This window comes from Flavobacterium sp. (assembly GCF_036515215.1).
Taxonomy (GTDB): Bacteria; Bacteroidota; Bacteroidia; order Flavobacteriales; family Flavobacteriaceae; genus Flavobacterium.
This window is the reverse complement of record NZ_DATBVQ010000152.1, coordinates 1-12,228: the sequence shown is the minus strand read 5'-3', so window position 1 is coordinate 12,228 and position 12,228 is coordinate 1. Positions and strand designations below refer to the sequence as shown.

Below are 12,228 nucleotides of genomic sequence, written 5' to 3'. Positions count from 1 at the left end.
ATCGTATTTTCCGTATGCTTTGCAAACGTCTTCGTAACTACTGTCAAATAAGGTTCCGTCTTCAAAATAACCCGCATAATGGAAATAGAAAGTGCTGCCGTCAATCGGTTTAATGCCGCCTCCTTTTTGAATTATTTTGTACGTCAATCCTGAGACTGTAGTCGTCGCGGTGGCTTTTGCTGTGCCAAAAAACGCCTTTTTTGAAGCGATAACGGGGGCATATGTTTCATTGTAAACCCTTTTGTTTTCCGCTTCTAGAGCCGCTTGTTTCTTTTGATTTTCGATTTCAATTAATGCTTGTTTTTTAACATCTTCAGCCTTATTGTCATAATAATCCGTGAAGGTTTTTGGAGCATTAAATTGTTTAGCCAAAGTTCCTTTCCTTGCAATTATAACCTTCGTGATGACATCACCTTGAACGATGCTGTTAACGACATTCATCCCTTCGGTGACATGCCCAAAAATAGTGTGTTTCCCGTCTAGCCAAGGTGTGTCTTTGTGGGTGATGAAAAACTGACTCGCATTTGTGGCAGGCCCTGAATTGGCCATAGCCAAAATACCGCCTTTGTCGAACTTTAAATCCGTGATTTCATCTTTGAAAGCATATCCTGTTCCTCCTGCCCCGCTTCCTGTAGGGTCTCCCGTTTGAATCATAAAGTCATTGATCACACGGTGAAATTTCAAGCCGTCATAAAAGGGTTTCCCTTTTAGTTTTTCGTCAGTGACAAGCGTGTTTTTTCCCTCTGCCAGCGCAATAAAATTGGCGGCCGTTACGGGTGTTTTTTGGTATTCCAGTTGCACCGTTATTTCCCCTTTGTTGGTAAATATGGTTGCGAAAATTCCTTCAACTGCAACGGGCTTTTTTACGGCATTCGTGGTTGCCGTCATTTGTTTCTTTGCAGGAACAGGTTTTTTACTGTTCTGAGCCTGCGCGTTTAGCATCCCTATGCAAACTAAAAATAAAAGTTTAAGTTTCATTTTGTACGATTTTTAAATTCAAATTTTTTATTGTTGAGGTACTGATTCCAATAGTTCCACTTCAAAAACAATATTAGTGTTTGGTGGAATAACATCTCCTGCACCACCTGCGCCATAGGCCAAATGAGAAGGTATAAACAATATTGCTTTATCGCCAAAAGACAGTTTTTCCAATCCCTCGATGAATCCAGGAATCATACCATCCTTTCTGCCCGCTTGAAACGGAATAGGTTGGTAGCCGTTTTGGGCAGCTCTGTTAGGATCAAATTTACCGAATATTTTCGCTTCGCTTTCGAGACTAGTATCAAAAAGTTGGCCATCTTCGAGAAAGCCTGCATAATCGATGTATATTGTTGAACCTTTCACTGGTTTTTTACCTCCAGCCTTTTTGGTGATGACATACATAAGCCCAGTTGAGGTCTTAGTTGCTTTGCTTTTTAAGGCATTAAAATATTTGACCTTGTCATCGCGAACATCTTTGTATTTTTCATCGTACATTTTTTTGCTTTTCGCATCGACAGCCAGTTTTTTCTTTTGATTTTCAGATTCGACCGAAAAATAATCGTAAAATGTTTTTACGGCATTAAACTTTTTTGCGGCCTCGCCTTTTCGTATGATAGTGACTTTATTGATGTAATCATTTTGTTCAATCAAGTTCACTACATCCATTCCTTTGTTTACCACGTGACCAAAAATGGTATGCTTCCCGTCTAACCATGGTGTGGCAACGTGCGTAATAAAAAACTGGCTGCTGTTGGTTGCGGGACCATTATTGGCCATAGCCAAAACTGCGCCCTCATCAAAACGCAAATCGTTAATTTCGTCTTTAAATTTATAGCCTGCATCTCCCGAACCGGTGCCTAAAGGGTCTCCCGTTTGAATCATAAAGTCCTTAATCACCCTATGGAATTTTAATCCGTCAAAAAAAGGTCTTCCTTTTAGGTTGTCATTGGTTACGAAATCATTTTTTCCTTCCGCCAAAGTAACAAAATTAGCGACCGTGATTGGTGCTTTTTTATAATCCAACGCAACAATAATGTCTCCCTTGTTTGTCTCAATTTTTGCATAGAGACCATCAGGAAGATTGCTGTTTTCTTCGTTGCAGGAGTAAAATGTAGTAATTACGAGTAATACGAATAGGATGCTTTTTTTCATATTGATATAAATTAACTTATTGTTTAAAGGCTGTCTTTTGGTTTTATGTTTTGAATTGGTTTTCTTACGGGAGTGGCTTGCTTGGGCGTACTGTCCTTCGATACTGCTTGTTCCGGAAGTTTAGCAACGGCCTGTTTTGCTTCAATCTGTTTTTTATAAACAGATTCTGGTTTAAAATCACGCAGTGTCACTGTGCAAAGTAGAGGTTGGTTTATACCTATCTTTTTGTTGTCGCCATGATAGCCAAATCCCATATGTGAAGGGAAAAAAAAGTTGACCGTTTCGTTTTTATGCATCAGCTTTATGCCATCCCTTAATCCCATCATTATGTCTTGTTTGTCAATATAATAGGTCTGTGGTCTTAATTCCAGTTGCGAGTATATTATATTTCCGTCAATGTCTTTTATTTCATAATCAAAGAAAGCGATGTCTCCTTTTTTTGGAGTTAAAGTATCCAATTCATTTTTGGTTTCATAGGAATACCAATAGCCTTTTGATGAAGCGAAATACTCCACTGCAGGATTATTTTTCATTATGGCTTTGATCCGGTCTTCCTCAGTGGCCACTAGTTTTTTGTTTCTTTCCACTGATTTTTTCATGAAACTCCCGGAAGTATGGGAAATTGGTCTTCTTACCTCTTGGTGCTGTTTGCAGCTTGTCACTAAAACGGACAAAAAGAATGCGATTGTGATATATTGGCTAAATTTCATGGTGTGTTATATCGTTAGTTTTGTTACTAAATCCTCAAATTTACGCACTGTTTCCTCCATTGACGTTTCTGACTTTCCACCCGCGGCATTGCGATGCCCTCCGCCTTGAAAATGGTCCCTCGCAAATTGATTCACGTCAAAATCCCCTTGGGAACGGAATGAAATCTTGATGATTTTCTCTTCTTTATTCTCGATGAAAATCGCCGTGAAAACAATTCCCTTTATGCTTAATCCGTAGTTTACGATCCCTTCGGTATCGCCTTTTATGTAACCAAAGGTATTCAATTCATCTTGGGTCAGCGTGGTATAGGCGGTTTGATGCTCGGACAACACCTTCAGGTTTTGAAGTGCTCTTCCCAGAAGCTGCAAACGGCTGTAGGAGCTGTTTTCGAATAGCAATGTTGGGATTTTAGTGTTCTCAACGCCTAAATCTATTAATTCGGCAACAATTCGGTGTGTGTTTCCTGTAGTTCCAGGAAACCTAAAGGAGCCCGAATCAGTAAGAATTCCGGTATAAATGCAAGTTCCAATTGTTTTGTTAATATCCTCTTTTTTTCCAAGAAAGGAAATGAAGTTATAGAGCATTTCGCATGTGGAGCCAAAGGAAGTATCAGAATAGATATATGCGGCGTAATCATCCGGTTTTTGATGGTGGTCGATCATGATGAAAGGGGCCTTCATTTCGGCTAATACCTTTTCCATTTCCCCACCCACCCGGTGCAAAGCATTGAAGTCCAAAGTAAAAATCAGATCGGCCGCTTCAAGAATTTTAACACTGTTTTCCCGGTCTTTTTCGAATATCTTAACCGTTTCCGAACCAGGAAGCCAAGCCAGAAAATCGGGAAATTCATTTGGGGCAATAACGGTCGGCTGATGATTGTTTTTCAACAGAAAATGGTATAATCCTAAAGTCGAACCCATAGCATCGCCATCAGGGCCTCTATGCGGAATGATTGCAATTTTTTTTGGTGTTGCCAATAGCAACTGTATCGCTTGAATGTCTTGTATTTTCATAGTCTGCGAAATTACATTTTTTAATGTAAAGTTTGAAATCATTTAGTAAATAAGACACTTTTTCAAATTAGAAATTGTCCAGTTTTTCCCTTTTGAATTTTTGGTATAATTGATATTTGGCTCCTTTAACTATCTGTGAATGATAAATGCCTATAGACCCTGATGCTAAATAGGCGATAAAGCAGGCGATTCCGATGTAAGCTCCGCTTTGCATCCCAAAAAGTTCCATTCCCATAATGGTGCAGGCGATAGGAGTATGGGTTGCGCCAGAGAAAACGGCCACGAAGCCCATTCCTGCCAACAGGGCAATAGGGAGGGGCACAATTAGGGACAGTGCGCTTCCCAATGTCGCGCCAATAAAGAAAAGGGGGGTTACTTCACCTCCTTTAAATCCCGCGCCCAACGTAAATCCAGTGAATAATATTTTGGCTAAAAAATCGTAATACTCGCTGGGCTTCGAAAAAGATTCCAAGATAATCGGAACTCCTAAACCCAGATATTTTGTGGTGCCGATGAAGTAAATCGCGATAGCAAACAGAAGTCCTCCAACAAACGGACGCAGTGGAGGGTATTTAATGCTGGAAAACAAAATGCCCCAATAATGCGTGCTTCTGGAAAAGAGCATGGCAGAAAAACCAAATAAGATACTAATCGGAATAATCCAAAGCAGTATTTTTAGATTGATGTCCGGAACAATAGGGATGGAATAATGCGTGTGTTTTACGTGCCAAATTTCAACAGTGTAATAGGCGATAAAGGCAACCAAAAAGGACAAGATGATGCTTTTATAACTGACCTTGCTGTAGTACAAAACTTCTAAGGCGAACAGAGCTCCCGCCAACGGCGTTCCAAAAACAGAGGCGAATCCGGCGCTGATTCCCAAAATGAGAAGGGTCCTTCTGTCCGAATTGTCAAGTTTGAAAATTCCGGTGAATTGGTCCGCTAGGGCCCCTCCCATCTGCACCGCCGTTCCCTCACGACCGGCCGATCCTCCGAAGAGATGCGTTATTATGGTGCCAAAAAGCACCAAAGGAGCCATTTTTAACGGGATGGTCTTTTTTGGGGTTTCGTATTCTTCCAACAGTAAGTTATTCCCTTTTACAACTGAAGAGCCATAATAATGGTATCCCAGACCTATGAGCAAACCGCCCATCGGCAAGAGCCAAATTATCCAGTTGTTTTGGCCCCGATAGCTTGCCGCCCATTCTAATGCCACCAGCAAAAATGCTGAAGCGGAACCCGAGAAGAATCCGATCAGTACACAAATGAAAATCCATTTGAAGATGAGCAGTATCGTTTTTTTTATTTTTTCTGAAATCATTCTTTTGTAGGGAAATTGCCAAATACTATTATGCTAAAGTATTACAATCCATCCAAATTATTGTGTTTTTCAGGAAGTACGGCCGTAAATTCTATTTCAACCAGATATTCCGGAGCCACTAATTTACTGATTTCGTAAAAACCTGTTGCTGGTTTGATATCCTTGAAAAAAGCCGAATGAGCTCTAGCTACATCTTCAAAAGTACTGATGTTTGTGGTGAATATTCGCGTACGAATGACATCTTTCATGCTAGCATTTAAATCTTCGAGCACCTTTTCAACTCTTTCGAGAATATTGTAAGTTTGGGCGTAAGCATCGGTCGCTTTTACTTTTTCACCGTCAACTATGGCGACCGTTCCTGAAATTTCAATGCTGTTTCCTATTCGCACAGCGCGACAATATCCCATTTTATCCTCCCATTCTGAGCCTGTCAATATGTTTTCTCTTTTCATTTTGTTTCAATTTTTAAGGTTATTTTTAAAGTAATTTTGCCTGATTTAAAAAATGGTATATTTTTTGCAATTTATAAAAAACAGCAAAATAAAAAATACCGATTTTATATCAAAGAGTTTAATTTTGATAAAATGTTTTTAGACTCTAAAACGTAATAAATTCGAAAATATCAAGTTATAAAGGAAAGTTAAATAATGCCACTTTTATGATTTTATAATATTGGTTTTTTATTTTTAAAAAAAAATGCACAAATGATCAATCAATACGCAAGCGTTATGAATCGAATTTTCTTCTTAATTTTAATAATTGGACTTTCTGCTAGAGGATATTCCCAGGACGAAATTAGTAACAAATTTAAAGCGATACCTCCGAGAAGTAAAGAGGTTAAAATTAAACCAGTAGTTCCGCCAATTGCCGGGCCGCCTAAAGTGATGCCTTATATTCCGGCTCCAATTCCAGAAAACAATTTTAAAGTACCAAAAAATGAAACCATTGTAGCCTCTAAAGCGTATCGTAGAAATCAAGATTTAGGTATCTATAAAACCACTTCTAAAACAGCAAAAGTGCAATATCGAGATGGCGCTTATGTTGACGGGGACCGCATTATGATTTATGTAAATTATAAAGTTATAGATTACGATGTCCTTTTGGAGGGCGACTTTAAAGGATTTGAAGTGCAGCTTGAACCAGGAGTCAATAGAATCGATTTTGAAGCATTAAATGAAGGTTTTGCCGCTCCCAATACAGCCGAATTTAAAGTATATGATGATAAAGGTCAATTGATCTCTACTAGTCAATGGAATATAGGTCAAGGCTATAAGGCTACAATACTAGTAGATAAGCAATAAAGGTTCTTTTTTTAATAATGGATTGGGAATGAACAATAAATTTAGGATGTTTTTCAATCTGATAGGTTAATTTTTTTTAATGTTCGCCAGAGGTTTTGTTTTCTAAATAGAAAGCTTGGTATATTTGTCGCAACTTGATATTTAGAGTATTAAAAAACAAAGTGGTATAATATGAAACAAATATTATTGGTTATTATAATGTGTATTACAATAAACAGCTATTCTCAAACCGAGTTTAGTTCTAAGTTTAAAGTAATACCTCCTTTGGATACAGGAATTAAAACTAAAAAAGCAGCCCCTATAAAGGCTGTGCCCCAAGATATCCTAGCGCCCAATATTTTCAAAAAACCAGAATCAAAACTTCCCAGCACTAATTTTAAAATTGGTGAGCCCGACGCTATTTCTATGATTCAAACCAATAATTTTATTAATCCTGGAGATCAAGTACGAGATAAAATGAATAAAAATATTAATAAATCATTAGTCAATAATGGATTAAAAGAGGATGCTTCTTATCTTAACGTAAAGGACTTGAATTTTGGAGTCATTCGTACCAAGTCAAAAACGTTAATGATCCGAGTTCGGGATTATGGTGCTATTGATGGCGATTTAATAAAAGCGACAATTATTTACAATTACAAGAATACTATTTTAGCAAATAATTTATACCTGGACACCAATTTTAAAGACATAAAAATAGAACTTCAGGACGGCATTAATGACCTTGAGCTAGAAGCTTTGAACCGCGGTGCTTTAGGGGGCAATACAGGCGCTTTTTACATTTATGATGAAGACGGAAAAATGTTGCTTTCTGACTTGTGGAATAATTTTGATACGGGAGTTAAATCTAAATTTACCTTTATAAAAGAATAAGAATTGCTTTTTTAGCCTTTCTGGAACTGAAAAGGATCTGCCTTGACCTGAAATCTCATGACCGCTTTTACCCTAATATTTTCAGTTACCGTTTCTGTGCATGATTTCTGCCAGCCAATGGAACTTATGGACAGGAATTAAGGCAACTATTATCCTTTGTAAAAGAATAATAATTGCCGGTCTCCCATTAATCTAAAAAGGATCTGCTGTGACCTGAAATCTCATGTCCGCTTTTACAGTAATATTTTCAGTTACCGTTTCTTTTGTGACAGCGCTTACTCTTAATCGGAAGCTTGGCGCTTTTACGTATATATCCAGTTTTTCACTAGTGGGAGTCAAGGTAATAGTACTTGATGTTGAATTAATATTGTCTAAATAAGCCAATTCTATTTCGTTACTGTCATTGGTGGAAATATACAGATGTATTGATTTCAAGAATGAAAATGATTTATTAGCTGGATTTGTTATCGTCATTTTTAACTCTTTAAGTCTAACATCCTTAACTTTGTCGGCATTTGTATTGTTGTTTTCAAATACGGTGCTGGAATTAGAAGGAGTTTCTGCACTAAAGTCTAAAGGTGTATTGACAGGAAATCCGGCGGGAATGGTTACAGATGCTTCATTATCTATCGAAAAGGTCAATAAGTCATCAACCACGCTACATGAAATTGCCAGAATTCCAAAAATAGCAACGGCTATAAGTTTTTTTGTTATCATTTTTTTTGTGTTTATTAGGATTAGTATTCGGACAAAAATAGTCTTTTTAAGTCTAAAGCCAATTTAAGAAAAAAAAACTCAATTCGAGACAAAGTGCAATCGCTCATTTCGCCAACAGTCGGGATTATTGAAAAAGAAAAAAATAAACAATTATTTTTTTAAATTCAATTTTTCAATTCCGAATATAAAAAGTATTTTTGCGCATGCAACACAACGTACTTATTTTAGATTTCGGATCGCAATACACACAACTTATTGCGCGTAGAGTTCGCGAATTAAATATATTCTGCGAAATTTTCCCATACAATCATTTTCCGAGTGATTTATCCCCTTATAAAGCCGTAATTCTTGGAGGAAGCCCTTTTTCTGTTAGAGGAGAAGATGCTCCACATCCGGATTTGTCTCAAATAAGAGGGAAACTACCTATGCTTGCCGTATGTTACGGTGCACAATATTTAGCTCATTTTAGTGGTGGTGAAGTGGCCGCTTCGAACACAAGAGAATATGGCAGGGCTAATTTGTCTTTTATAAAACCAAACGAAACTTTCTTCGAAGGAGTTGACCTTAACAGTCAGGTTTGGATGAGTCACAGCGACAGCATTAAAGCGTTACCAACCAATGGTGTCAAATTAGCCAGCACGCATGATGTGGAATTCGCGGCTTATAAAATCGACGGTGAACCCACTTATGCGATACAATACCATCCTGAAGTATTTCATTCTACCGATGGATCAAAGATGTTGGAGAATTTCTTGGTTAAAATTGCCGAAGTTCCGCAAAATTTCACTCCTAATGCTTTTGTCGAGGATATGGTCGCAGAGCTAAAAGAAAAAATTCAAGACGATAAGGTCGTTCTTGGACTTTCTGGCGGTGTAGATTCTACGGTAGCTGCGGTTTTGCTACACCAAGCTATCGGCAAAAATTTATATTGCATATTTGTTAATAACGGCTTGCTTCGTAAAAATGAATTCCAAAATGTATTGGACCAATACAAAGGAATGGGATTGAACGTAAAAGGCGTTGATTCCGGTGATCGTTTCTTGTCAGAATTGGCAGGAGTGAGTGACCCCGAAACCAAACGTAAAATTATCGGACGCGTTTTTATCGAAGTTTTCGATGATGAATCTCATCTTATCGAAGATGTGAAATGGTTAGCGCAAGGAACTATATATCCGGATGTTATTGAATCAGTTTCCGTCAAAGGACCATCGGCGACAATAAAATCGCATCATAATGTAGGTGGTTTGCCTGATTATATGAAATTGAAAATTGTGGAACCGCTTCGAATGCTTTTCAAAGATGAGGTGCGCAGAGTAGGAGCCAGCTTAGGAATTGATGCTGAACTGTTAGGAAGGCATCCTTTTCCGGGACCTGGACTGTCAATTCGTATCTTAGGTGACATCACGCCAGAAAAAGTGAGCATACTGCAAGATGTTGATGCTGTCTTTATTGATGGATTAAAATCTTGGGGATTGTATGACAAGGTATGGCAGGCGGGAGCAATCCTCCTTCCTGTAAATAGTGTCGGTGTAATGGGAGACGAGCGTACTTATGAGAAAGTGGTGGCGCTTCGTGCGGTGGAATCAACTGACGGTATGACGGCGGATTGGGTTCATCTACCATATGATTTCTTGATGAAAATTTCTAATGATATTATAAATAAAGTGAAAGGCGTAAATAGGGTGGTGTATGATATCAGTTCAAAACCGCCAGCAACTATTGAGTGGGAATAAGACATATCTTTTTTTTCTGACAGTAGGAATTTATTTCTAATGTTCTTTATATAGACGGTATCAGATTTTTGGAATAAAATTTGATACCGTTTTGTTGTCTTTGATTAATAATTTTATATCTAAAAATGATGAAGTATTTTTTTGCGATTTTTATTACCATGGTATTGTTTACAAATACCGTTTTTTCACAAGAAAAACCGATTACGCACAAAGTGGAAAAAGGTGAAACGATAGTTCAAATTGCATTGAAATATAAAGTCACCCCGTTTGATATTTATCAGTTAAATCCGGACGTGCGAAATGGTTTGAAACCAAATAGCATTATACTTATTCCGAATAAATCTACAGATAAAACCCCAAGTGTTCCAGTCAAAACAAATGGGCAAACACTTACGCATCTGGTGACGCCAAAGGAGACTTTGTATGGTATTGAAAAAAAATACGGTGTTTCTGATGATGACTTAAAGAGAGCCAATCCTTTTATTGAAAAAGACGGATTGCAAATAGGGCAAACGCTTGTTATTTCAGTAAAAAACAGTCCGAAAAATGCAGTAGCAGTTCAAGAAAAACTGATTTATCATGATGTGCTTCCAAAAGAGACAAAATATTCGATTTCCAGAAAACATGGTATTACTATTGCGGAACTTGAAAAACGTAATCCTGAAATTGTAAGTGGCTTGCCAATTGGATACAGATTGATAATAAAAGGGAATTCGCCCAAAAATGTTAAAGTTATTGGGGAAGTGGCATCTAAAAAAGAAGACGCAATTCAAAAACCACTGAAGGCATCTGAAGAAATTACGTATACAAATTATGCTGTCCAGCCGAAAGAAACGCTTTACAGTTTGTCGAAAACGTTCGGTATGAGTCAAGAGGATTTTATTGCGCTGAATCCGGAACTTAAGAACGGCGTAGAAATAGGAATGATTTTGAAAGTTCCTTCTAAAGCTTCAGTTGTAGAGGAGAATAAAAAAGAATATACCGCTTTATCAAAAAAAATCGGTTTCGGTGACCGAAAAAAAATGGTGTTGCTTTTGCCGTTTAACATATCCAGAGTGGAAGGGGATACTATAAATTCAACTTCGACTCGTTTGAAAAAAGATAAATTTTTGAACATGACATTGGATTTTTATGCTGGTGCTTTGATGGCTATAGACTCTGCCAAAGTATTAGGTCTTCCTATTGATATAGAGATTTATGATTCTGAGGAGACTAAAAATAGTTCAAGTGTTACTTCTATTATTAAGAAGAACAATTTGGAAACGGCCAATGCCATAATTGGACCTTTTTACCAAAGTAATGCGGAAATTGCCGCTCAGTTGTTGAGTGAAAATAATGTTCCGGTTATTTCACCATTGTCTAAGGATGTGGGGAGCCCTTTCAGTAATTTATACCAAACTATTCCCACTAGCGATGAGGTAAAAAACGCCATGTTCGATTACATGAGAGCCCATAATGGAAATATTATGGCGGTGGTTGACAAGAAAAAAGAATCAATCGTTCAATACATCAAAGAAAATCAAAAAGAGGTGCCATTTGTTGCTTTCAAAGAAAATGGTAGCCTGTCTTCCGAAAGTTTGAAAAGCATGTTGGTGAAAGACAGGATGAACTATGTAGTGATGGAAACGGGGAATACCTGGATGATTAAAACGACAATAGGGGCAATGCTGGGTTCTATGTCGGGATATCAGGTGCAATTGGTGATTTTAGAGCCAAATGAAACCTTGGATACTGACGAAATTAAATACTTGAACCTCACGAAACTGAAACTGATGTATCCGTCAGTGACACGTGATGGTCATACGGATGCGACTTCAATTTTTGACAAAGAATACAGAAAAATAAATAATATTTACCCAAGTGATTTTGCAACTCGTGGTTTTGATGTGACTTTCGATACGATGATGCGATTGGTGCAAAACACAAGTTTTGAAGAAACAGTTAATTCTGCTGCGACAAAACAAGTGGAAAATAAATTTGAATATTATAAAAAGCCTGATGGAGGATATACTAATAAGGGCGTGTTTATCATGTATTATGATAATGACTTAACTTTAAAAGAAGCGAACTAAAATACCAGAACTTTCAATTTAGAGAATGACATCAAAAGTAACCTACCTTGGAGATTTAAGAACGTCTTCAATACATACGCAATCCGGCAGCGAAATTATTTCTGACGCACCTTTGGATAACAAAGGAAAAGGCGAAGCTTTTTCGCCAACGGATACCGTTGCGAACGCTTTGGCCAGTTGCATGATGACCGTTATGGGTATCAAAGCCCATGTTCTGGAGATTGATATGAGCGGCGCTGTTGCCTCAGTCACTAAGATTATGAATGCGGAACCTCGCAGAATTGGTGCGATTGAAATTTCATTTGAAATGAATATCGACGTTGATCAAAAAAGCAAAAACATTCTGGAGAGAAC

12 protein-coding genes are annotated in these 12,228 nt (G+C 37.7%); 5 read left to right on the top strand and 7 right to left on the bottom strand.

Annotated elements, in window-relative coordinates; all coding sequences use genetic code 11:
- From VIH09_RS10380 to VIH09_RS10355, 6 genes are all read right to left on the bottom strand, one after another.
- The coding region (locus VIH09_RS10380; protein ID WP_331580651.1) for a peptidylprolyl isomerase at positions 1 to 978 on the bottom strand (978 nt) is incomplete at its 3' end.
- Between the two features lie 27 nt (positions 979 to 1,005).
- The gene (locus VIH09_RS10375; RefSeq protein WP_331580649.1) at positions 1,006 to 2,133 is read right to left on the bottom strand and encodes a peptidylprolyl isomerase; all 1,128 of its coding nucleotides are present in this window, start codon (positions 2,131 to 2,133) and stop codon (positions 1,006 to 1,008) included.
- Between the two features lie 23 nt (positions 2,134 to 2,156).
- Positions 2,157 to 2,843 carry a gliding motility-associated peptidyl-prolyl isomerase GldI gene (gene gldI, locus VIH09_RS10370; RefSeq protein ID WP_331580648.1) on the bottom strand — a complete coding sequence of 229 codons (687 nt, stop codon included), beginning with the start codon at positions 2,841 to 2,843 and terminating at the stop codon, positions 2,157 to 2,159.
- Positions 2,844 to 2,849: 6 nt separating this feature from the next.
- Entirely contained in the window at positions 2,850 to 3,857 is a 1,008-nt protein-coding gene (locus tag VIH09_RS10365) for a bifunctional oligoribonuclease/PAP phosphatase NrnA (protein WP_331580646.1), read from the bottom strand.
- A 67-nt stretch (positions 3,858 to 3,924) separates the two neighbouring features.
- A complete protein-coding gene (locus VIH09_RS10360; RefSeq protein WP_331580644.1) occupies positions 3,925 to 5,178 on the bottom strand; it encodes a voltage-gated chloride channel family protein in 1,254 nt (417 codons plus the stop codon).
- 41 nt (positions 5,179 to 5,219) lie between these two features.
- Positions 5,220 to 5,630 (bottom strand): RidA family protein, encoded by a 411-nt coding sequence (locus tag VIH09_RS10355; protein ID WP_331580642.1) that lies wholly within the window; start codon positions 5,628 to 5,630, stop codon positions 5,220 to 5,222.
- A gap of 252 nt (positions 5,631 to 5,882) precedes the next feature.
- Here VIH09_RS10355 and VIH09_RS10350 point away from each other — a divergent pair, with 252 nt between their 5' ends.
- On the top strand, positions 5,883 to 6,479 hold the full coding sequence (locus tag VIH09_RS10350; protein WP_331580640.1) for a hypothetical protein: 597 nt from the start codon (positions 5,883 to 5,885) through the stop codon (positions 6,477 to 6,479).
- A 171-nt stretch (positions 6,480 to 6,650) separates the two neighbouring features.
- Complete coding sequence (locus tag VIH09_RS10345; RefSeq protein WP_331580638.1) at positions 6,651 to 7,352, top strand: hypothetical protein; 702 nt, start codon at positions 6,651 to 6,653, stop codon at positions 7,350 to 7,352.
- A 192-nt stretch (positions 7,353 to 7,544) separates the two neighbouring features.
- Here the strand turns inward: VIH09_RS10345 and VIH09_RS10340 are convergent, their stop codons facing one another.
- Positions 7,545 to 8,069, bottom strand: coding sequence for a hypothetical protein (locus tag VIH09_RS10340; RefSeq protein WP_331580636.1), 525 nt, complete (start codon positions 8,067 to 8,069; stop codon positions 7,545 to 7,547).
- Between the two features lie 203 nt (positions 8,070 to 8,272).
- Between VIH09_RS10340 and guaA the strand changes: the two genes are divergently transcribed.
- The 3 genes from guaA to VIH09_RS10325 form a co-directional block, all read left to right on the top strand.
- Entirely contained in the window at positions 8,273 to 9,802 is a 1,530-nt protein-coding gene (gene guaA / locus VIH09_RS10335; RefSeq protein WP_331580634.1) for a glutamine-hydrolyzing GMP synthase, read from the top strand.
- 128 nt (positions 9,803 to 9,930) lie between these two features.
- On the top strand, positions 9,931 to 11,874 hold the full coding sequence (locus VIH09_RS10330) for a LysM peptidoglycan-binding domain-containing protein (RefSeq protein ID WP_414656154.1): 1,944 nt from the start codon (positions 9,931 to 9,933) through the stop codon (positions 11,872 to 11,874).
- 25 nt (positions 11,875 to 11,899) lie between these two features.
- Positions 11,900 to 12,228 (top strand): OsmC family protein (locus VIH09_RS10325; RefSeq protein WP_331580629.1); only part of this gene is annotated, 329 nt, incomplete at its 3' end.